Origin of the sequence: Erythrobacter oryzae (assembly GCF_030271515.1) — a bacterium.
Taxonomy (GTDB): domain Bacteria; phylum Pseudomonadota; class Alphaproteobacteria; order Sphingomonadales; family Sphingomonadaceae; genus Erythrobacter; species Erythrobacter oryzae.
Genome location: NZ_JASCXI010000002.1, coordinates 377,374 through 397,641 on the forward strand (window position 1 = coordinate 377,374; position 20,268 = coordinate 397,641).

Genomic DNA, 20,268 nt, shown 5'->3' on the forward strand with positions numbered 1-20,268 from the left:
GGTGGGCGTCGTCGGGCTCGACCACGTCCAGCTCGCGATCCCCGCGGGCGGCGAGGACCGCGCGCGGTGGTTTTTCGCCGGGTTGCTCGGCATGACCGAGGTGCCCAAGCCCGCCAATCTTTCGCCCAGCGGCTGCTGGTTCACCGGCGGGAGCATGGCGCTGCACATCGGCGTCGACCCCGATTTCCGCCCCGCGAAAAAGGCGCATCCCGCCCTGCTGGTCGACGACCTCGCGGGACTTCGCGCCCGGCTTGCCGAGGCGGGCTGCGTGATCCACGAAGACAAGCCGGTCGCTGGCTACGCGCGGTTCTTTACCGAAGACCCCTTCGGCAACCGCATCGAGCTGATGGAGCGGGTGTAGCCTTCACGTGCCTCCCCGTTCCGCAGGAATGGGGAGGGGGACCGCCCGCGCAGCGGGTGGTGGAGGGGTCAGGGTTTCAGCGCTGATACCCCTCCGTCAGCGCCTTGCGGCGCTGCCACCTCCCCATCCCGGATCAAGTCCGGGACGGGGAGGGACTTGGGGCGTTACAGCACCCGCAGCACCACCTCGACCATCATCCCCTCCGCCAGCTCTTCGGCGAGGCGCACCGGCTTCCTGATCGGCAGCGTCCACGCGCCCGCCTTGGCGTTGAGCTTTGTGCTCCACACGCTCGCCCCGATGCGCGCTTCGACCCTCACCGCCCCGAACGCGCGCTTGCCGCCGTCCGCGAGCGTGATCGCCGCGACCTCGGCATTGGCGGCGTCGGGCAGGGCGACGAAATAGGCCGGATCGAAGCCCTCTTCGATGAAGACCGTCTCGACGGTGCCTGCGAAGCGGATATCACGGCTCATGCGGCGGCGCGCCGCACGGGCACGAACAGGGGCTGATCGCGGCGTTTCCTACAGGGCGATGGTGCGGTATTGGTGGCGGCGGCTCTTTCGCATCGTCCGGCTGACCTTACCCCGCAAAAGCGCCCGCGCGCGGCTCGTGCAGCGCGAGTTTTTGTGTGAACTTCGATTTTGCGCTTCAACGCCATGAAATACCGGGAGAATTCCTGTAGGAATGCATGTTTTGCAATGTGAACTTTGTGAACTTCACAAGATTCTTGCGCGGCGTTGAAATCACTGCGCCACCCGCCGTACCGGCACCTTGACGTTGCAGATATCCGCGCGGCCCGCGGGCACGATGAAGAACGGATCGCGGCGGTTGGCGATGGCCTCGGCATAGCGGTCGAAGGTGGCGCTGTCGGTCGAAAGGTATTCGAAGCGCGGTTGCTCGCCCGCAGGCAGATCGCTCGCCACCCGCACAGTCAGGATCGGCGTGCGCTTTGCTGCTTCCTCGGCAGTATAGAACCCGAGATCGCCCGATCCGCGCGGCAGCGAGGAGAGGTGATGCATCCCCTCGATCACCCGACCGACCAGCGCGATATTGCGATCGAGGTGGCGCGGCGCATGGCCGATCACGGTATAAAGCTCCGCGCCCGAGCCGGTGTCGGGGGAGTAATTCCGCCCAACACCGACCATGCCGTAGCAATGGGTGGGCCATGCGCTTCTGACTTCCAACTGCGGATCTTTGCGCAGGTCTCGCTTGGAAAATCTGCCGCGGTCCAATTGAACGCCTACCGGCCACCCTGAAACAAAGCCGGTCGCAGATGCAAAGGCATCGTCTCGGTTCAGATGGTCGATATGGGGTTCATGTGAGACCGGGTAACGATCGCCGCCGACAAGCATGATGTGTTCGACGCCCGCGATATACTCCGCCTCCGTCATCACCTTCAGCCCCTTGGGCAGCGACTTCGGCTTTCCCGTTGCCTCGGGATTGTCGTAATTCGGATCGCCCCACTGGGTGACGTAATTGTCCTGCACCCGGTTGACCGAAATGCCGTCATACCATTTGGCGCGCGCGAAGAGGCGGATGTTGTGGATCCAGCCCTGCGAGAAGGGGGCGGGCATCAGTTGGATGACGACCGTGCGGGGCTTCCCATCGGCATCCGGCGCGAGGGTCATCACCAGCAGGTCCTCGGCCGGGATCGCCTTCCAGTCGCTCTTGGGCGCGGCGGCGACGATTTCGGAGGGGGCAAGCGCCGCCGGCTTTGCGGCCTCCTCAGCAGAAAGCGGCAGCGTCAGGGCGAGGGCGGCCGAAGCAGCAAGCAGTGCGGTTCTCATGGCGAGCGGTGTGCCACACTCGACCGCAAACCAAAAACCCCTTTTCCGCACGCAAAGGGGAGCGCGAAAAAGGGGCTCTTGTGGCCGCGTTCGCAGGGAATGCCGGATCCGCGCAGCGCTGGCCGTGGCGACTCTAATACCACGATTTCGCTATCCGGCCAAACCGCCCCGCCTTGCGCACCCGCGCGTTCGCCGCTATCGGCGCGGGCTTGCTTCCTCAAGCACCCGCATCCCGCGCTCAAGCAGCGAAGCGGTAGCGCCACAAGGGAGCCTGCGGAGCAGTGGCCGAGTGGTCGAAGGCGCACGCCTGGAAAGTGTGTATACGGCAAAACCGTATCGAGGGTTCGAATCCCTCCTGCTCCGCCACCGCCCTTGAAAAGCGTTGATTTTACCTCTCAAGGGTTGCCAGTTCCCATAAACCCTCCCCGATACGAGGTCGGCTTGGGGCGAGCGGCATGGCGGGGCATCTCGTTTTGCCCAATTCTGGACCATCTGCAACGAGCGCCCGGTCCGAAGCGCGGGAAGAAGTGTTGGCGCCAAGCGCGCGCTCAAATCGAAGCCTATCCGGGAAAATCCGATTTCTCCTCAATGAGCGCCGCCGATCGCGTGACCGCGCCCTTTGCGAGCAGCTGTTCGCCTATGTCTCAAGCACTCTGGGCGGCTCGGCTTAACGCTGGCGCTATGAACCCATCTGTCCCGGTCAACGAAGATGTTCGCACTCCGCGGCGGGAACGGCTTTGGCCTGCGGAGCAAACGGCATTCCAAGAGCGCGCCAAATTGTGCATGATTGTGCGTGATGAGCGGGGCAGGTTCAAACGACGCCGGGCGAGACGAGCTGTTGGCGGCTGTCTACGACGAGTTGCGACGCGCCTCGGCACGGTTGCTCAAGCGCGAGGTGTCCTACCTCACGCTCGAGCCGACCGAGCTGGTCAACGAAGCGGTGATGAAGGTCATCGGTCTAGACCGGATGGACTGGCGCGACCGGCAGCACATGTTCGCGACCTGCTCCCGGCTGCTGCGCCAGTCGATGATCGACGCGATCCGCCGGCGGCGGGCGTCCAAGCGGCAGGTGCCCGAGGTCGGTTTCGTGCTGAACGATGCCGCCCGTCCCGTCGATATCGAGCGGCTGGACGATACGCTGAACCGGCTCGATGCATTGTCCCCCGAATTGTCGCGGATCGTCGAGCTGCGCTTCTTCGTGGGCCTGACGGTCGAGGAGATCGCGGCGGTGACCGGCCAGTCGGAACGCACCGTCAAGCGCCGCTGGCAAACCGCCCGGCTGTGGTTGGCGGATGCGATGGCGGAGGATTAGCCGCAGAGCCTGCTGACCAGTCGCGTCGTCTTGGGCACTTCCTCGGCCGCATCGTGCCCGCTGAGCTGGCCGCGGGCGCGCAGGTTGTCCCACAGGCCCGCATTGCGGCGTGCCATGGCGCATCCTTCGGCGCGGCGACCGGCGAGGCCGAGAATGCGCGCCTGCTGGATCAGTGCGATCGCCAGATCGCGCGTGCGCTGGTAATCCTCGGGCTCGGCCTTCAGCCGCTGTTCGAACAGCGCGACCCGGCGCGCCAGCGGGACCATCGCCGCATCGTAGCGCGCGCTGCCCTCGAGCAGGGTGGTTTCCTGTCCGAGCAGGATCGCCAGCATCTTCTCGGCGGCAGCATCGGGACCGGCCTTGAGCAAGTCTTCGAGATCGGCAGTGGCGGGCCTGACGATGGCGAGGGCTTCGGCATCGCGCCCGCCCACATCGCCCAGTGTCCCGGCGATGTTGTAGGCCGCAAAGCCCTTGGCGATGCGCAGCGCCGGGGTCCGGCCATGGGCGGCGATAAGCCGGTCGATCGCCGCGTCGGCATCGCGATAGGGCAAAAGGGACCCCGCCACGTCCCCGGCATAGTAGGACGCATCGCCCCATTGCTGGAGCAGCGCGACTTCGAGCATGCTGGCGCGCTCGGCAAGGCGTGGGGGCCAGCGCACCGCCCGCAGTTCGGCCAGCCCCTTGCGGGCCTCGGGTATGGCCTCGGCAGGCTTGTTCGCGCCCCAGATCAGTTGGAAGGCTTCGGCGCGGCGCAAGGCGATCTGGCCCAGCCGCGCCTCGGGGTTGTCCGGTGCTCTGGCGAACGCCGCCCGGGCCGCTTCGATCAGTTCGGCCGATGCGGAATTCTCCGGGGCCATGGACCAGCGCACCAGGTGCACCCAGCCCAGTTCGCTCGCCGCTGCCGCATCACCCGGTTCGGCCGCCAGCAGCGCGCGCAGCAGCGGCTCGGCCTTGTCGAGCGAGGCTGCCGCCGCCGCGGGCTCGCCAATGTTCGAGGCCCCGGGATAGCCCTGGATCTCCGCCAGCCGCCGATAGGCGCGCGCGACGTCGAGCCGCAGGTCCGCAGGGGCGTTGTCCCCCAGCCGCAGGCCATCGAGATACCGCGCCGCTTCCGCCACGATCCTGACCCGCTGCGCCACCGTGCCGGGCTGATGGGCGAGTTCGTCGTAACGGTCGAACAGCTGGAGGTTGGACAGACGGCGCACCGCCTCGAACCGTGCAACCGCCTCGGCGCGCGCGCGTTCGGCGCGAACCGCCTGCACAGTGCTGAACGCGGCAGCACCGGCGAGCAGCGCCGCGACCAGCCCGGCAACGGCAAGCTCCCGCTTGTGGCGGCGCGCGAACATCCGCGCCCGCTCGGTCCGGCCCGGCACGCGTGCGCTGACGGGGTAGCCGGCAAGCCACGCCTCCACATCGGCCAGAAGCGCGGCCACATCGGGATAACGGGCCTGCGGATCAGAAGCGACGGCCCGGGCGACCACGGCATCGAGATCGCCCGAAAGCTGCTCCGCCTTCACGCCGGCGAGAAGCTGCGCCGCGCTTGCCTTGGGCCAGACGGCGGGCGTGTGGCGATCGGGCGCAGCCGGTAGCCCCCCGGTCAGAAGCTCGAACAGGATCGCGCCGAGGCTGTAGACATCGCCCGTGACGCTCGGGCGCTCGCCCGCTCGCCTCTCGGGCGCGGCATAGGCGCGCGTCAGCGTGTTCGAGCTTGCCGACCCGGACGATGCAACCGCCTCGATCCGCTCGGCCTCCTCGCCGATCAGCCGGGCGATCCCGAAATCGAGCAGCTTCACCTCGCCCGCTGGCGTGACCAGAATGTTCGACGGCTTCAAGTCGGCATGGACGATCAGCTGGCGGTGCGCATATTGCACCACCGCGCAGACCTTGCAGAACAAGGCGAGCCGCGCGCGCAGGTCGAGCGCCTTGTCGCAGGCATAGGACGTGAGCGGTGCTCCCTCGACATGGTCCATGATGAGAAACGGGCGCCCCTCCCACACCCCGCCATCGAGGATCCGCGCCACCGCCGGACTGTCGAGCCGCGCGAGAATCTGCCGCTCGACCATGAAGCGTTCCTGCTGGTGGAGCGAGACCAGCCCCGCGCGCATCAGCTTGATCGCCACTGTCTGCGCGAACAGCCCGTCGTCGCGCTCGCCCTTGAGCACCACCCCCATCCCGCCCTTGCCGAGTGTCCCGGTGATGCGGAAGGGCCCGAGCCGTTCGGGCGCTTGATCCTCGACCGCTTCCCACAGCCCGGGGGCTTCGGTCGGCATCCAGTCGTGCATCTGCCCATGGCGCGCCAGCAGGCGGCGCACCGCGCGCACGAGGGCGGCATCCTCGCGCTCGAGCTCCGCCATAGCCGCCGCGCGCGCGGTCTCGCCCAAGTCGAGCAGCCGCTCGACCTCGGCCAGCGCGCGACGTTCCATGGCAGGATCGGTTGGCGTCATCTGACCATTTTACTCGCGAATTTCCGTCATCCCACCCCAAGGCGCAATCGCGCCACAAAACGGGCCAGGCAACACAGCTGAAATTTCTTCGCAGCCGCGTGGCCCCGTTTCAGGCGGCTTTACGCCTTGGGGTTTGCGATTGACCGAAACGGGGGATGTATCATGTTCGACCGGCAGCGAGTTTTCGACCATACGACCGAGACACCGGTGCTGTCCGACGAGCCAAGGATGCTCTATGGTGCGTGCCTGCGCTGCCAAAGCGAGGGCAGCCCCCATCCTTGCCACGGGTTCGTCGGATCGGGAACCACCTGCCAGCGCAACTGGTGCGCGCACAACTGGGCGGATCATTCGTGATGCGCGCGGCCCTGCTCGCGAGCACCGCGATCGCGGCGCTGCTCGGCGCCACCGCCGCCGAGGCGCAAACCGCCGGCACCGCGCAGATGGGAACGCAGCGCAACACAAGCGACGTTGCCTATTTCGACGTGCCCAGCATTTTCTATGTTGCCGATGACGGCACTGCCGCGATCGGCAGCGATGGCGAGACCGACGAGACCGACGGCAGCCGCTCATTCTTCACCTGGACGTCTGCCGAGGGCCTGCGCCGCATCGGCGATCTGCGCGGAAGCAGCGGCACGCCATCCTTCTCGCTTGCCGTCAGTGCAAGCCGCGACGGGCGCTACGTGTTCGGAACGGCCCGCTCTGCCGGGGTTTTCGATGGCGAGGCCTTTCGCTGGGACCGTCAGACCCAGAGCTTCACCGCTCTCGGCACATTGGGCGCCGCCGGCGTGGCGGCCGACCGTCGCAGCAGTGTGGCATATGCGGGTAGCGCAGACGGTTCGGTGGTGGTGGGACGATCGAGCTATGCAAGCGGCCGTAACGATATCAGCGCGCAGGCCTTCCGCTGGACACAGGCAGGCGGCATGGTCGGGCTCGGCTTCTTGCCGGGCGACCTGGAAAGCGAAGCTTTTGACGTCAGTGCCGACGGGAATGTCGTGGTCGGCGTATCAAGCAACCTGCCCGCCGGTTCGCAGTATCGCGCGTTCCGCTGGACCGCAGCAAACGGCATGAGCGCGCTGCCGGGGAATCCGGCGGACCTGGGGCCGAACCGAAGCGTAACGGCGGTGCGGCTCAGCGAAGACGGCAACAAGGTTGTGGCCGAAGAGCAAGGAACTCCCCCTGCCTCGGCGCCCGCTCAATACTTCTATTGGCGGGTCTCCAGTTGGACCGCTGCGCAAGGCGCGGTCGATATCGGCGGGCTCGATTCCACCTTCGTCTCCGCGCGCCTCGGTGCCGCGACACCCGATCTGTCGGTGCTCTACGGGGTCAGCCCGGTGGTCGATGCGGCGGGGATCAATGGCTATGCCTATCGCTTCTATCGCTGGACCGAGGCCGGCGGCATCGTCAATCTCGGCACGATCAGCGGCAGCCAGGCCGCAACCTACATGCCGCAGGCAACCAATGCCGACGGTTCGATCTTCTTCGGCAATGTCGGCCCCAACAACCGCAGCAATTTCCGCACGGAACCGGGCACCGCGGCAGTGCGCTGGTCGCAGGCCACCGGGCTGCGCACCGTCGCGAGCCTGCTCAGTGACGCCGGCATTACCTTGCCCGCTTACGAATATCTGATCTTCAACGGAGGTCTTTCGGCCAGCGGCGAATTCTTCACCTTCTATACCGGACAAACGGGCCAGGCGCGCGATACGCTGTATATCGGCCGCTACATTAGTGCGGGTGCACCGCCTCCGCCGCCACCGCCCCCACCGCCGCCACCGCCTCCGCCCCCGCCGCCGCCGCCGCCACCGCCTCCTCCTCCGCCACCTCCCCCGCCACCTCCTCCGCCCCCGCCACCCCCACCGCCGATAGCAGGCGTGACGACCCAGGCGTCGGCCGCTCAATCGGTTCAGCATCTCTTGCGCGCACGAGGGCAACTTGTGGCGCAGGGGCAGGGGCTCGCGGCTGCCTTGCGCTGCGACCAACTGGGCTCGGACGAAAGCGGTGCAGGGGCACGGCTGGGCGCCTTTGGTCAGGCAGGGAATCTGGCCGGCGGGGTCACCGGTGATCTGCGCAGCGCCGACGGACTGCGCGCCTGCGGTGGCATCGCCATGGTTGAAAGCAGTTCGTCGCTTGCCGCGATCCGTCAGGGAACGATGCTATCCCTCGCACTAGGCTGGCAGCGGCCCGATGGTGCGGTACGCCCCTTTGCTCGGGTCGGCGGCTGGACCATAGCCGATGCGCAGCTTCGTCTCGATCGCAGCTATCTGAACGGCGCAAACCTGATCGACGTCAGCGGGGAGACCGGCGGCTCGCTCAGTTACGTCTATGCACTGGCCGGTACCGAAATCGAAGCCGGCTCCCGCGACCGGTTGCAGCCAAGCGTCGAGATCGGTCGCAGCTTGCTGCGCAGCGATGCCTATAGTGAGGTGCTTTCGGCCGCGAACCCATTCGAAGCACACAGCAGCAAAGGTCGCGACGATGTCACTCTGGCCAAGGCATCGCTTGGCTGGCGGCACAGCTTTGCGGCGGACCTCTCGCTGGAAGCTCATGCGGCATGGACCACCGCGCTGTCACGCTCCACGGCGCTTTCGGTCGCGGTTCCCGGCATCGGGACGTTAACGCCGCGCAACGAGAAGCCGGGATCATGGGTGCAATATGGTGGCCGGATCGACTACCGCATCGATGGAAGGTGGCGGGCGCAGCTCTTCTTCGAGGGAACCGGAGGGGCCGAGGTCAGCAGCAGCCGTCAATATGGGCTGTCGCTGAGCCTCAAACTCTAGGGCCCCTTGAAGGCGAGTCTTGGCGGCCCGCGGGCAGGCCCGAAGATTGCTTTCGCCCAGGCACTTGCCTCAGGTTAAGCCACGTCTTGTCGAATTGAGACCATGGTCGCCGAGCCTTGCATCCTGCCAGCGCGGAAGTCACCATGATCGGCCATGAGCCGCCGACGCTTTTCGAACAGATCGCCGCGCCGATAGGCCCGCTCCAGCGTTGGGTTGACGAGGGACTTTGGCTCAGCCACCTTTGCCGGCACGCTCCCAGAATTGGCCGATGCGGATAGGAGGGGCTGGTGTCGATGAAACGAGATTTCCCGAAAGCGCTCATTCTCTTGGGAGCTACGCTATCGGCGAGCGCCGCAATCGCGCAAGCTGATATGCCCGCGCAGACAATGCAGTTCGGGAACCATGCGCTGGCGATGTGCGGCAGCCCCGAGACAGAGCAAGATGGATGGATTTGCATGTCCTGGATCAACGGCGCCATGAATGCGGCTCGCATAGGTCGCTCGGTGACGCCAGAGGCACCGGATTATTGCACGCCGCCTCATGGCGGCACCATCGCCCAGTATCGCGACCTGTTCGTCGCGTTTCTGAAGGAGCATCCCGACAAGCAGCACTTGCCGGCGATATTCCTGTTTCACCAAGCCATGGCCGCAGCCTTTCCGTGCGGCAAAACCAGCAAATGATGGCAGGCCGGATCGCGCTTCAGCGGGTCACCACCTGGCCCGACATCGGTGCGAGCTTGGCCAGCAGGCGGTTCTGCGCGGCAAAGGGCACCCCGGCCTCGCGCATCGCGGTCTGGAGGTTTTCGACCAGCGCGTTCAAGTCGGCCTTGGTCACGCCCATTTCGGCATGGGCGGTCTTCATGTCGCGCCCGCTGTAATCGCAGCCCGCGCCAAGCAGATAGCAGAACTGCTCGTTCAGGGTGCGGTTGAGGCGGACCATGTCATGGCCCGCGAAGATCGCCGCGATGCGCGGGTCGGCCTGCGAGAGTTCGACCGTGCGCTCGGCGATCCTGCGGATCCCCTCGCGTCCGCCGAAGGCCTCGGCCAGCTGCGCGCCCTCATAGGGGACGGCACCGGCATTGGCGTTGGATTGCTCGTAGGGATCGACCGGCAGCTCGCCCGTCACCGGGTCGCGCTGCTTCACCTCGACGCCGAATTCGGCGTCCCAGTCGGTGCCCTCGGCGGGGGCCTGTTGCAGCAGCATCAAGGCGGCCGACGCGGTGGCGGTAAGCAGCATGGGCATGGCTTCCTCGAAGGGCTCAGAAGGCGACTTGCGCGGAGACGAACGCCCCGCGCTGGTCGGGGATCGTGGCGATCGAGCCGAGGTCGACATAGGCCGCGCTCAGCGTCAGGTGGTCATTGAGGGCATAGGCGACGAAGACGTCCATCCAGTCGTCATCGCCCAGGCCCAGATTGTCGGGCTTGGTGCGGATCTCCGCCCCCACCACCGCGCGCCGCGAAAGCTGGTAGCCGAGCGATCCTTCGAACTGGAGCGTGTAGCCTTCGCCCGCGGCAGAACCGAAGCCGAGCAGGCCGAGCTCGTTCGCCTCGGTGTAGCGCAGCGTCGCGTTGACCAGCAGGCTGCGGGCGAGGAAGAGCTTGGTGGCGCTCAGGGTGTAATCCGTGCCCGCAGTGTCCGCCGCTCCGAGGGCACGCACAAGGGCGCCGTCGCGGCTGCGCTTGTGCTCGATGCCGATCGCGATCTGCGGCAGCCAGGTCTCGCCATAGACGAGGTCCCCCGCGAGGCGCAGCTTGGCGCCGAAGGTGTCGAGGTTGAAGGTGTAGCCCTGCCCGATACCGAGCAGCGCGCCGATGTCGCGGGTGTCGAAATCGGCGCGGGCATAGCTGAGCTCGAGCCGGTCGCCGATACCCAGCAGCACCCCGTAGGACCGCCAGCCATAGTCGGGCAGCTCGATCGCGGTGGCGTGGGCAGACAGGCCGATCCCGCCCGGCATCTGCCGCCCGCCGATCGTCGCCCAGCGCGCGACGCCTCCGCCCGAGGAACCGTCGACTGTCGTGATGCCGTTGGTCAGCAGCAGCTTGCCGCCGGCGAGGACATCCATCCCGGCGATGCGGGGCGGGCGGTCGGCCTCGGGTTGCGGCTCCGGCGCGGTCTCCAGCACGGGTTCGGGATCGGCTGGCGGCTCGTCCTGCTCCGCCACGGAGGGCATATCGAGCACCGCCACATAGGCGATCACCGGAGGCGCCGGCGCAAGCGGCGCGGCGAGGCTGGCGATGGCGTGCAGGCAGAAGGCGGCGGGGATCATTGCACGCCGGGCGTTAGCAGCACATCGTAAATCACGCCTAAACCACAGGGGGAGGGTTTCTTAAGCTGTTGCCGCTAACGCATCGCCGCGATGCAGCGTGCTGTCCTCTCCCTTCTCACTGCCTTCCTCGCCTGTGCGACCCTGATCTGGGGCAGCGCCGCGGTCGTTGTCGAGGCCGCCGCGCCCGCCAGCCTGCGCGTCCAGGTCGTCGGCGGCGACGGGCTGCCGGTGCGCGATGCCGTGGTCGAGGTGCACGCCGCCAAGGCGGTCGCCGGGCCGGTGCGCTTCCCGTGGAAGATGGGGATGGGGCAGAAGAACCAGCAATTCGTCCCCGGCACGCTGATCGTCGCCAAGGGCAGCACGGTTGCCTTTCCCAATCTCGATACCGTGCGCCACTCGATCTACAGCTTCTCCAAGCCGGCGCGCTTCACCATCGAGCTCTACGGCCGCGACCAGACCCGCACCCATTCCTTTCCGATCGTCGGGAGCGTCAAGCTGGGCTGCAACATCCACGACCAGATGCGCGGCTATATCCGCGTCACCGACACGCCCTTTGCCGGCAAGACCGATCACAACGGCTATGTCACCCTGACCGGCGTCCCGGCGGGCGCGGCGAAGGTGACGGTGTGGCACCCGCAACTGCGCGGGATGGAGAACGAGAGCACGTCGGCGCTCAATGTCACCGGCGCAGCCCAGACGCACAAGCTCAAGGTCGCCCTGCGATGACAGGCACGGTGAGCGGCCTGAAAACGGGCAACGACGCACGCAAGGCCTTCGGCGCGCAGCTGGCGCGGCTGCGCAAGATGCGCTTCGGATCACTGCGCACCCGCATCGCGCTGCTCTATGCCGGGCTGTTCGCGCTGGTGCTGGGCCTGGTCGTTTCGCTCGCGGCCGGGGGGCTTTCGCGTTTCGGCGAAGCGAGCGCGGCGCGTGACCTCGAAGCCAATGCGCGGGTGTTCGACGAAATTCTCGCCGCCCGCGCGCGCCAGATGGGCGATCAGGCGGGGGTTCTCGCCAGCGACTTCGGCTTCCGCGAGGCGGTCGCGACCGGTGACGAGCCGACCATTGCCAGCGCGCTTGCCAGCCTCGAGACGCGCGCCGGCACCGACACCGCCTTCGTCCTCACGCTCGATGGCGAGGTCCTCGCCGCCGATGCCAGCGCGGTGCCATCGCCCGAAAGCCTCTGGACCCGGCTCGATGCGGGTCAGGCGCGCGGGATCATCCGCTCGCCCAGGGGCCTCGCGCTTGCCGCCGCCGCGCCGATCGAGGCGCCCGACCTCATCGGCTGGCTCGTGATCGCCCAGCCACTCGACCGCGCCGAGCTCGACCGGCTGGTCGAACTCGCCCCGATCGCGCTCGAGGCGCAGGTGGTGGAGACGGGCGGGCAGCCCGCATGGCTGCGCGACGCCTCGCCCCGGACCGTGTTCGAACGCGAAGCCGAAGGCGAGCGCCTCCTCTATCACACCTCCGACCTCGCCGTGCTCGAAGACGGCATCCACCCGCGTCTGGTGCTGCGCCATGCCGTGGCGCAATCGCTCGCGGCCTATGCCAGCCTCAAGATCTGGCTGATCGCGCTCGCCATCGGCGGGATCGCGCTCGCCGTGTGGATCAGCTGGAAGGTCGCGCGCTCGGTCACCGAACCGCTCCAGCAGCTCGATGCGGCGACCCGGCTGATCGGCGAGGGCCGCGAGGTCACGCTCAAGGTCGAGACCGACGACGAGATCGGGCGGCTGGCCGAGAGCTTCAACCAGATGGTCGTCGCGATCGAGGAACGCGAGCGCGAGATCATCCACGTCGGCCTGCATGACGGCCTCACCGGCCTGCCCAATCGCAAGCTCTTCACCGAGCAGCTGGCCAATACCCTGGCGCGTCGGCGCTCGGGCGAGAGAATCCTCGTCGCCTATGTCGATCTCGACGATTTCAAGATGGTCAACGACACGCTAGGCCACCCGGCGGGCGATGCCTTGCTGCGGACGGTGGCCGATCACCTGCGCGAAGACCTGCCCGATGCGCTGGTCGCGCGGCTGGGCGGCGATGAATTCGCGGTCCTGATCGACAGCATCGACGACAAGGCCAATCTCGGGACCATCGCCGACAGCCTGCAACGCAGCTTCGACCGTCCGATCACCGTCAACGACCAGAGCGCCGCGTGCAGCGCCAGCATCGGCATCGCTGTGGCACCGGGCGATGGCGCGGACGGCATCACCCTGATGAAGAACGCCGACCTTGCGCTCTACCGCGCCAAGCACGAGGGCAAGGCCAGCTACCACTTCTTCGAACCCGGGCTCGACGAAGCCGCCCGCCAGCGCCGCCAGCTGGAGCTGGATCTGCGCGCGGCGATCAAGGACGGCGGGTTCGAGCTGAACTTCCAGCCGCTCTACAGCCTCAGGGAAAAGCGCCTGACCGGGTTCGAGGCCCTGATCCGGTGGAACCATGCGACCCGCGGGCGCGTCAAACCGATCGAGTTCATCACCCTTGCCGAAGAGACCGGCCTCATCATCCCGATCGGCGAATGGGTGCTGCGCGAGGCCTGCCATCAGGCGAGCACCTGGCCCGAGGACGTCTCGGTCGCGGTCAACGTCTCGCCCAAGCAGTTCGCCTCCAGCGGGATTGCCGCCACCGTGCTCTCGGCGCTTTCGGCGAGCGGCCTTGCGCCCTCCCGCCTCGAGCTCGAGATCACCGAGAGCATCTTCATCGCCGATGTCGACGCGACGCTGGCAACGCTGCATTCGCTGCGCAATCTCGGCGTGCGGATCGCGCTCGACGATTTCGGGACGGGCTATTCCTCGCTGAGCTACCTGCGCTCCTTCCCCTTCGACAAGGTCAAGATCGACAGGAGCTTCGTCGAGGATCTGGGCACCAGCGGCAACGGGCACGCGGTGATCCGCGCGATCACCACGCTGGCGGCGGCTTTGGGCATGGAGACCCTCGCCGAAGGGGTGGAGGACGTCGCCCAGTTCGAAGTGCTGGAACGCGAGGGTTGCCAGAACATCCAGGGCTTCCTGTTCTCGAAGCCGGTTGCGGCCGATGCCGTGGCCGCGCTGCTGCGCGACGGGGCAGGGTATCAGCGCCAGCTGCGGGCCTAGAGCATCGCCTTGACCGGCGCTTCCTGACCCGGTTCGAGCGTCTCGCCGCGCCATAGCCGGTGCAGGCGGCTCCCCAAGATGTCGCCCGGCCCCGAGGTGAATTGCGGGTGGCCGAATTGCGTCATCACCGCGTGCTGGCGGGCCAGCGCCTTGCGGTCCTGCGCCACGACGGGGGCGAGGAACAGCCTGATCGCGGCCTGTTTCAGCCAGCCGGGCGCTATCCCCTTGGGGGTCGAGAAGCGCGCGAAGGGGGTGAACGTGCCCTCGGCCGCCGGCGTGAAGATCGCCGTGACGCACAGGGTCAGCCGGGTCTCTCCCTCCCAGCGCGCCTGCACCGTGGTCGGCGGATAATAGCGCGAGACGCTGCGCTGCCGGTCGCGCTCCAGAAAGCGCGACATCAGGCCGAGATCGGGCTGGGTCTGCTCGATCGCCATGTCGATCCCGTCGCCGTGGCTGGTGACCACCAGATCCACCGCCAGCCGCCGGTCGCGGCGGCGGATGAAGCCGTGGTGGAGGTGGTTGGTGTGGAAGGGGTCCATCACGTTCTCGATCGCGTCGAAAGCGCGGCCCTCCCAGGTTCCCTGCTGCCACCAGAAGTGATCGAGTTCGGGACTACCGAAGTCGGGCGGCAGCGGCGGCTCGGGGGGTGCGGCATCGGAGAGAGTGACGAAGATCGCGCCGTGCCGCTCGGCCACTCGTAATGCCGCCGCGTTGAGGCGCGGGTCGGCGGCGGCGGCGAGCGGGCAGCCGGGGATCTCGGTGCAGCTCCCGTCGGGCGCGAACCGCCAGCCGTGATAGGGGCACTCGAGCGCTCCTTGATGCACGCGGCCCTCGGAAAGCGGGTAGTTGCGGTGCGGACAGCGGTCGATCAGCGCGCCGATCCCGCGCTCGGAGCGGAACAGCGCGATCGGCGTGCCGCACAGCATGACCTTGCGCACGGTGCCGGGGCGCAGATCGCGCGCGAGGGCAACCATGTGCCATGCCTCTTGCACCGCTTGGGGAAAGCTCATCAGTCCAGCTCCTCGCCGTTCCAGGCAATGTCGCGGGTGGTCGCCGCGGTGGTGGTGATCGCGTGGGCGCGCCCCTCTTGCATGAAGCGCGCCGCATCGGCCAGCGCGCCCGCGAGCGGCAGGCGGTCGCCGGGGCGCGAGATCGCATCGCGGCCGCGCATCAGCAGCTGCGCCCACTTCCGCAGCCGCCCCTCGCGGATCGCTTGCGGCAGGCCGTAGACCAGCATTGCCGGGCCAAGGTAGGCCGGGGTCTGCGCCGGGGCATCGAGCGGCACGCCCTCGCCGATCGCGCGGGCGAGGTCACCCGTCCCGGCGAGCAGGTGAACCCCGCTGGTCGCGCGCGGGTTGCATTCGATCAGGAAGGGCTGGCCCTCGGCATCGACTATCGCATCGCAGGCGAACTGGCCGTGGAGCTCGGCCGAGGTAGCGATGCGGGCGGCTATGTCGCGAAGCGCCTCTGCCTGTGCGCCTCCGAGCGGCTTGAAGGCGTAACTCGCCCCGCCGCCGAGTCGCCAGTCGGAGCGGTAGGCGCTGAAGGCGGTCAGCGCGCCGTGATGGGCGAGGGCGTAGAAGCATACCTCGCTCCCCCGGATGCGCCGCTGGGCGAGCCACGGGGTTTGAGGTGTCGGCGCGATCCGGCCTAGTGCCTCGCGTGAGGGGCCGACCAGCGCGGCGTCGCCGAAGCGGGTGAAGCACGGTTTGAACACCCACTCGGACGCCTCTCCGGCGAAGCGCGCGACATCTTCCATGCTGGCGAGCAGATGGCTCTCCGGCACCGGCAAGCCCCAGCCCTCGCAGGCGCGGGCGAAGGCGAGCTTGTCGTGAAGCTGGCGCAGCACCGCCAGATCGGGCGCGAACAGCCGCGGGCCGAGCGCGGCGTGCAAGGACGGCGCGGCGAGGTGGAAGACCTCCTCGCAGGTCGGCACCACGAGGTCGATGTGCTCCTCCTCGACCAGTGCGAGGGTCGCGCGGCGGAAGGCCTCGGCCTGCTGGCGCGGCGGCGGATAGGCGTGGTGGCGGAGCGGAAGCCGGGACCAGCGGGCCATGCGCGAAGGGCGGCAGTCGGCGAGGTGGACATCCCACCCGGCCGCGACAAAATCGCGCCCCAGATCGAGCGCCGCCGCCGCGCGCGCGCCGGTGATGAGGACGCGCCTAGCCATCGGCCCACACCACCTTGCGGCGCTTCGACCCGCTCCATTCCGGGAGATCGCGGCGCAGCTCCACCGGCCGCGCCGCCGCCGCCGCAAGCGCCTGCGCGGCGGCCTCGGCTTGTGCCGGAGGGCAGTCTGGCGCGACCCGCAAGACCGCTCGCGCAAGCTCGCCGACTGCCTGCCAGCGGTGCCCGGCGCCAAGCACGCCCTCGACGGCGGCGACGATTTGCGGCGGGGTGACGCAGCCCGCAGATCCCCGCCAGATGTCCGCAACCCGGCCCTCGACCGGGCGGATCACCCGCCCGGCAAAGCCGCAGGGGCAGGGGCGCGGGTCGAGCTCGAGATAATCGTCCCCGCGCAGCCGCACGACGGGCTGGCTGGCGCGCTTCAGGTCGGTGATGATCGGGCGGAACCCCGGCGTTCCCGCGACGGGCTCGAGTTCGATCGCGAGCACGTGGTCGTTGAGATGCAACCGGCCTGCGCGGCATTCGGCGCCAAGAAATCCCTCGGTTGCCTGATAGATTGCGCGTGGGCCAAGCCCGAGACGCGCGGCGACAAGGCTGCGTTCGGCGGCGCTGATCGGTTCGCTGCCGCAGAACAGGTGGCGCAGCGCAGGCAGGCGCACCCCCGCCTCGGCCAGCGCCAGCAGGCGGTGCGGCGGGGCGATGAGGATGGTCGGCGCGAAGGCCTCGAGCGCGGCGCTAGTCTCGGCGAGCTGGCTCGCCAGCGGGATATGGCGGAAGGCGATCCGCCCGCGCCCCGCGTCGCTGTAGAGCACATTGCCCGCGCGCAGGTGGAGCGCGATCCGCTGCCGCCGCAGCAGCGCCCGCGCCGGGAGCAGGCGGGCGAGGCTCTGGCCGATATATTCCGCACGCTCGGCCGGGCTCGCCACGAACAGGCCGCGGGTCGTGCCGCCGCTGCCCGTCGACCACCCGGCCGAGAGAGCGCCGGGGGCGGCTTGCTCGCCTGCCTCGGCAGCGTCGGCCATGGCGCGCAGCTCCCTGTCCGAGAGGCCGAGGCTGTTCCACGCGCCATAGTCGTGCCGCAGGTCCGCAATGTCGGTGATCGGGAAGTTATCGAGCGGCTGTCCGGCGAAAGCCACCAGCGCCGGAGTGCGGGCGAGCGCCGGCTGGAGCGCCGTCCACGCCCGCAAGCGGCCCTCGGCGAGCCGCTCCGGCGACTGGCGCAGCGCCGTCCGCGTGCGCCACCATGCGGCAAGGATGCGGCTAGCCTGTGTCATCCTCGCCCCGGAAGGCCCGCGCGCTGGCGGCGCAGTGCGAGGGGAGGATGGCAAGCTCGCGGTTGCCCGCCGCCGCCTGGCTCAGCAGGTCGAGCGTCTGGCGGTAGCGCCGCGTGTCGCCGAGCAGCGCGGTGGTGAGGCGCGGCGGCGGGCGGCGCTCGGCGATCGAGCGGCCCGACCACACCGCATCGGCCGCGAGCAGCACCGGCTGCCCCGCCTCGGTGGTGAGCGCCAGCCCCCAGTGGCCCGCACAATGCCCCGGCAGCTCGACCGCGAGCAGCGAGCCGTCGCCGAGGATGTCGCGCCCCTCGGCAAAGGGGGTGAACGCCGATGGGAGCGCGCGTGCCGGGGCATCCTCGAAGAAACGCGCCTTCGCGTCGACTTGCGGAGGGACGAGCGCGGAAAGCAGCCCCTGCCGCACCCGCGCGAGGCGGCCCGGGCGGCGCAGTTGCGCGAGCCCCGCGCGGGCGCACCAGACCGGCCGGTCGGCAAGGTGGGCCATGCCCGCGACGTGGTCTCCGTGGAAATGCGAGAGGATCGTCCCTGCGATCTCGGCTTCGGCCACGTCGTTTGCCGCAAGCCACGCGCGCCACTCCTCGCCCGCGCCGATGCGGACCGGCGTGGTCCAGCGATAGAAGCGCTCGGGGAAAGGCCGGGTCGCGGCGATGAAGGCGGGGTCGTAGCCGGTGTCGAACAGGAAGATCCCGCGCGAAGGGTGGCGGATCACGCCGACCAGCGCGGGGAAGCGCGTGGCGCACAGGCTGCCCCCGCCGATCGTCATGGCTTCGGGATGGCTGCAAGAGCCGCGCTCGATCCACTGGAGGTCGACGCGGATCATGCGGCGGCTCCCGTGGCGGCGAGGCGGCGCGCCTCGGCGAGCAGGGTCGCGATCGCGTTATGTCGGGGCGCGTAACCGAGCAGGCGCCGCGCGGGCGCAAGATCGAAGGTCTGCGAATAGCCGAGCGTTGCAAGCGTGTAGCGGGTCAGCACGGGTTCCTCCGGGGATGCGATGAGGCGGGCGAGGGTCTCGGCAAGGCGCGCGAGTGGGCGGGCCAGTGCCAGCGGGACGGCGGCAAGGCGCGGGCGCTCTCCCATCGCCTCGGCAAGCCGCAGAGCGAGATCGCGCACCGCGATCGGCTGGCCGCCCGATATGTTGATCGCGCAACCCGCCACGGCCGGAAGGCGCGCCTCGGCCTCGCAGATCGCCCATGCGGCATCGCGCAGGTCGGTGAGCTCGATTAGCGCTCTGCCGCCCCCCGGCAGCGGCATCCGCTGGCGGCGGGCGAGCGCTGCAAGGCGCGGGAGGATCACCCGGTCTCCCTCTCCCACCAGCGCCCGCGGGCGGATTGCGCAGGTGGCGAGACCCTCGTGGCTGGCCGCGAGCACCATGCGCTCGGCGGCGAGCTTGGTTCGGGCATAGGCGTTGAGCGGGGCCGCCTCGGGCAAGTCATGCTCGGCGATGCCGATGCGCTCGCGGTATCCGGCGAATATCGAGGGGGAGGAGACGAAGACGAAGCGGCTCACCCCGGCGGCGCGGGCTGCGTCTAGCAGGCGGGCGGTGGCGGTGAAATTGGCGGCGACGAAATCCGCCTCGCGTCCCCAGCTCGCCGAAAGCGCGGCGGCGTGGATCACGGAATCGCAGCCGGCAATCAGCGCGGCAAGGTCGGCGTCGGGCGAGGCGAGATCGCAGCGGTGGAACCGCGCGCCGAGCGCCTGAAGCTGCGCGCCGGCCGCCGGATCGCGCACGCTTGCGACCACCTCGGCCCCGCGGGCCAGCGCCTCGCGCACCAGCGCCAGTCCCAGCCCGCCGGTCGCGCCGGTGACGAGGATGCGGCGCTTGCTCACAGGCGGATCACCATCGCGGTCGCGCTGATCCCGGCCGCGGTGCCGAGCAGCAGGATGGCGTCGCCGGGCTTGGCCTTCCCGCTCTCGAGCGCGTGGGCGAGCACTGTGGGGATCGAGGCGGCGATCTGGTTGCCGTGGGTGGCGAAGAGGTCGATCACCCGCGTGTCGTCCGGCGCGAACAGCCGCTTGACGTGCGCCACCCCGGGCGCGCTAGCCTGGTGGCAGACGACGCAGGCGATTGCCTCGCGTGTCACGCCCGCCTCGGCCAGCGCGCGCTCGATCACGCCGGGGAGCGCCTTTGCGGCGGCCTTGAAGATGCCGAAGGCGTCCATCTCGAAGCGCGACCCGGCGACCAGCGCGTCATAGCCCTCCTCGACGCGCAGCCGGGTGCCGCCCGCGCGCAGCTGGGCGAGGGCTTGGTGCGCCCCGTGGGTGACGCTGGCCGCGCCGATCAGTCCGCGCGTCCCGTCATCCGCAGCCTCGATCGCGATGGCCGCCGCCCCGTCACCGAAGATCGAGCGGGTCTTTGGCACCGCCGGATCGAGCCCCGCCGAGGCGATGTCGCTGGCGAACATCAGCGCGCGCCTCCAGCGCCCCGCCGCGATCCCCGTCGCCGCAACATCGAGCGCGGCGACGAAGGACAGGCAGGTCTGGTTGACGTCGAAGCACGGCACGCCCGAAAGGCCGAGGCCGAGCCGGTCCTGCACCAGCACCGCGGTCGAGGGGATCGGCTGCTCCATCACCCCGCACCCGCCGATGATCACATCGGGCGCGGCATCGCCCCATCCGGCCCGGTCAAGGGCGATGCGTGCGGCCGCGGCGGCCATCATCGAGGTGGTCTCGTCGGCATCGGCGACATGGCGCGCGGCGATGCCGAACTCGGCTGCGGTCCACCCCGGCGGATGACCGTGGCGCCTGTCGAGATCTTCGGAGGCAAGCCTCTGCCGCGGGCGGTAGGCCCCCCAGCCGACGATGGCGAAATTGCTGAACACCAA

The 20,268-nt window shown here is 68.9% G+C and carries 17 protein-coding genes and 1 tRNA gene; 7 read left to right on the forward strand and 11 right to left on the reverse strand.

Annotated features, from left to right (window positions below; translation table 11 throughout):
* The first annotated feature begins 1 nt into the window (after position 1).
* The gene (locus tag PFX90_RS06630) at positions 2-361 is read left to right on the forward strand and encodes a VOC family protein (protein WP_285711590.1); all 360 of its coding nucleotides are present in this window, start codon (positions 2-4) and stop codon (positions 359-361) included.
* Between the two features lie 164 nt (positions 362-525).
* Here PFX90_RS06630 and PFX90_RS06635 read toward each other — a convergent pair whose 3' ends face one another.
* Positions 526-831 carry a DUF1905 domain-containing protein gene (locus tag PFX90_RS06635; RefSeq protein WP_285711591.1) on the reverse strand — a complete coding sequence of 102 codons (306 nt, stop codon included), beginning with the start codon at positions 829-831 and terminating at the stop codon, positions 526-528.
* A gap of 270 nt (positions 832-1,101) precedes the next feature.
* Positions 1,102-2,145 (reverse strand): peptidylprolyl isomerase, encoded by a 1,044-nt coding sequence (locus tag PFX90_RS06640; protein ID WP_285711592.1) that lies wholly within the window; start codon positions 2,143-2,145, stop codon positions 1,102-1,104.
* Between the two features lie 275 nt (positions 2,146-2,420).
* Here PFX90_RS06640 and PFX90_RS06645 point away from each other — a divergent pair.
* Together PFX90_RS06645 and PFX90_RS06650 are read left to right on the forward strand one after the other, a co-directional pair.
* Positions 2,421-2,511, forward strand: a tRNA-Ser gene (locus PFX90_RS06645).
* 430 nt (positions 2,512-2,941) lie between these two features.
* Positions 2,942-3,457, forward strand: a complete 516-nt coding sequence (locus tag PFX90_RS06650; protein WP_285711593.1) for an ECF-type sigma factor — start codon at positions 2,942-2,944, stop codon at positions 3,455-3,457.
* Here the strand turns inward: PFX90_RS06650 and PFX90_RS06655 are convergent.
* Positions 3,454-5,880, reverse strand: coding sequence for a serine/threonine-protein kinase (locus tag PFX90_RS06655; RefSeq protein WP_285711594.1), 2,427 nt, complete (start codon positions 5,878-5,880; stop codon positions 3,454-3,456). The genes PFX90_RS06650 and PFX90_RS06655 overlap by 4 nt on opposite strands.
* 374 nt (positions 5,881-6,254) lie before the next feature.
* On the opposite strand from PFX90_RS06655, the gene PFX90_RS06660 reads away from it, so the two are divergent.
* Together PFX90_RS06660 and PFX90_RS06665 are read left to right on the forward strand one after the other, a co-directional pair.
* Complete coding sequence (locus tag PFX90_RS06660; protein WP_285711595.1) at positions 6,255-8,675, forward strand: hypothetical protein; 2,421 nt, start codon at positions 6,255-6,257, stop codon at positions 8,673-8,675.
* Positions 8,676-8,968: 293 nt separating this feature from the next.
* Positions 8,969-9,355 carry a Rap1a/Tai family immunity protein gene (locus PFX90_RS06665; protein WP_285711596.1) on the forward strand — a complete coding sequence of 129 codons (387 nt, stop codon included), beginning with the start codon at positions 8,969-8,971 and terminating at the stop codon, positions 9,353-9,355.
* A 19-nt stretch (positions 9,356-9,374) separates the two neighbouring features.
* Here PFX90_RS06665 and PFX90_RS06670 read toward each other — a convergent pair whose 3' ends face one another.
* Together PFX90_RS06670 and PFX90_RS06675 are read right to left on the reverse strand one after the other, a co-directional pair.
* Positions 9,375-9,911: a group I truncated hemoglobin gene (locus PFX90_RS06670; RefSeq protein ID WP_285711597.1), complete on the reverse strand. Its 537-nt coding sequence runs from the start codon at positions 9,909-9,911 to the stop codon at positions 9,375-9,377.
* 22 nt (positions 9,912-9,933) lie between these two features.
* The gene (locus PFX90_RS06675; RefSeq protein WP_285711598.1) at positions 9,934-10,941 is read right to left on the reverse strand and encodes a DUF3034 family protein; all 1,008 of its coding nucleotides are present in this window, start codon (positions 10,939-10,941) and stop codon (positions 9,934-9,936) included.
* A gap of 90 nt (positions 10,942-11,031) precedes the next feature.
* Between PFX90_RS06675 and PFX90_RS06680 the strand changes: the two genes are divergently transcribed.
* Both PFX90_RS06680 and PFX90_RS06685 read left to right on the forward strand, forming a co-directional pair.
* Complete coding sequence (locus PFX90_RS06680) at positions 11,032-11,667, forward strand: cupredoxin domain-containing protein (RefSeq protein ID WP_285711599.1); 636 nt, start codon at positions 11,032-11,034, stop codon at positions 11,665-11,667.
* A gap of 8 nt (positions 11,668-11,675) precedes the next feature.
* Positions 11,676-14,027, forward strand: coding sequence for a putative bifunctional diguanylate cyclase/phosphodiesterase (locus tag PFX90_RS06685; RefSeq protein ID WP_285711600.1), 2,352 nt, complete (start codon positions 11,676-11,678; stop codon positions 14,025-14,027).
* Here PFX90_RS06685 and PFX90_RS06690 read toward each other — a convergent pair.
* Genes PFX90_RS06690 through PFX90_RS06715 form a run of 6 tightly spaced genes read right to left on the reverse strand, consistent with a single transcriptional unit; the run spans position 14,024 to position 20,265 of the window.
* Positions 14,024-15,037: an aromatic ring-hydroxylating oxygenase subunit alpha gene (locus tag PFX90_RS06690; protein ID WP_285711601.1), complete on the reverse strand. Its 1,014-nt coding sequence runs from the start codon at positions 15,035-15,037 to the stop codon at positions 14,024-14,026. The two genes, PFX90_RS06685 and PFX90_RS06690, sit on opposite strands and share 4 nt — an antisense overlap.
* Positions 15,037-16,197: an ATP-grasp domain-containing protein gene (locus PFX90_RS06695; protein WP_285711602.1), complete on the reverse strand. Its 1,161-nt coding sequence runs from the start codon at positions 16,195-16,197 to the stop codon at positions 15,037-15,039. The genes PFX90_RS06690 and PFX90_RS06695 overlap by 1 nt, the downstream gene beginning before the upstream one ends.
* Positions 16,190-17,428 carry a hypothetical protein gene (locus PFX90_RS06700; RefSeq protein WP_285711603.1) on the reverse strand — a complete coding sequence of 413 codons (1,239 nt, stop codon included), beginning with the start codon at positions 17,426-17,428 and terminating at the stop codon, positions 16,190-16,192. The genes PFX90_RS06695 and PFX90_RS06700 overlap by 8 nt, the downstream gene beginning before the upstream one ends.
* The gene (locus PFX90_RS06705; RefSeq protein WP_285711604.1) at positions 17,415-18,266 is read right to left on the reverse strand and encodes an MBL fold metallo-hydrolase; all 852 of its coding nucleotides are present in this window, start codon (positions 18,264-18,266) and stop codon (positions 17,415-17,417) included. Before PFX90_RS06705 ends, PFX90_RS06700 begins: the two co-directional genes overlap by 14 nt.
* A complete protein-coding gene (locus PFX90_RS06710) occupies positions 18,263-19,273 on the reverse strand; it encodes an NAD-dependent epimerase/dehydratase family protein (protein ID WP_285711605.1) in 1,011 nt (336 codons plus the stop codon). Before PFX90_RS06710 ends, PFX90_RS06705 begins: the two co-directional genes overlap by 4 nt.
* Entirely contained in the window at positions 19,270-20,265 is a 996-nt protein-coding gene (locus tag PFX90_RS06715) for a 3-oxoacyl-[acyl-carrier-protein] synthase III C-terminal domain-containing protein (RefSeq protein WP_285711606.1), read from the reverse strand. The genes PFX90_RS06710 and PFX90_RS06715 overlap by 4 nt, the downstream gene beginning before the upstream one ends.
* Positions 20,266-20,268: the final 3 nt, after the last annotated feature.

What these genes read in the sequence shown, in the direction of transcription:
- PFX90_RS06695 (WP_285711602.1), bottom strand. Translation starts at nt 16,197, where the DNA reads ATGGCTAGGCGCGTCCTCATCACCGGCGCGCGCGCGGCGGCGGCGCTC.
- PFX90_RS06705 (WP_285711604.1), bottom strand. Translation starts at nt 18,266, where the DNA reads ATGATCCGCGTCGACCTCCAGTGGATCGAGCGCGGCTCTTGCAGCCAT.
- PFX90_RS06640 (WP_285711592.1), bottom strand. Translation starts at nt 2,145, where the DNA reads ATGAGAACCGCACTGCTTGCTGCTTCGGCCGCCCTCGCCCTGACGCTG.
- PFX90_RS06650 (WP_285711593.1), top strand. Translation starts at nt 2,942, where the DNA reads ATGAGCGGGGCAGGTTCAAACGACGCCGGGCGAGACGAGCTGTTGGCG.
- PFX90_RS06690 (WP_285711601.1), bottom strand. Translation starts at nt 15,037, where the DNA reads ATGAGCTTTCCCCAAGCGGTGCAAGAGGCATGGCACATGGTTGCCCTC.
- PFX90_RS06670 (WP_285711597.1), bottom strand. Translation starts at nt 9,911, where the DNA reads ATGCTGCTTACCGCCACCGCGTCGGCCGCCTTGATGCTGCTGCAACAG.
- PFX90_RS06655 (WP_285711594.1), bottom strand. Translation starts at nt 5,880, where the DNA reads ATGGAACGTCGCGCGCTGGCCGAGGTCGAGCGGCTGCTCGACTTGGGC.
- PFX90_RS06665 (WP_285711596.1), top strand. Translation starts at nt 8,969, where the DNA reads ATGAAACGAGATTTCCCGAAAGCGCTCATTCTCTTGGGAGCTACGCTA.
- PFX90_RS06700 (WP_285711603.1), bottom strand. Translation starts at nt 17,428, where the DNA reads ATGACACAGGCTAGCCGCATCCTTGCCGCATGGTGGCGCACGCGGACG.
- PFX90_RS06675 (WP_285711598.1), bottom strand. Translation starts at nt 10,941, where the DNA reads ATGATCCCCGCCGCCTTCTGCCTGCACGCCATCGCCAGCCTCGCCGCG.
- PFX90_RS06660 (WP_285711595.1), top strand. Translation starts at nt 6,255, where the DNA reads ATGCGCGCGGCCCTGCTCGCGAGCACCGCGATCGCGGCGCTGCTCGGC.
- PFX90_RS06680 (WP_285711599.1), top strand. Translation starts at nt 11,032, where the DNA reads ATGCAGCGTGCTGTCCTCTCCCTTCTCACTGCCTTCCTCGCCTGTGCG.
- PFX90_RS06635 (WP_285711591.1), bottom strand. Translation starts at nt 831, where the DNA reads ATGAGCCGTGATATCCGCTTCGCAGGCACCGTCGAGACGGTCTTCATC.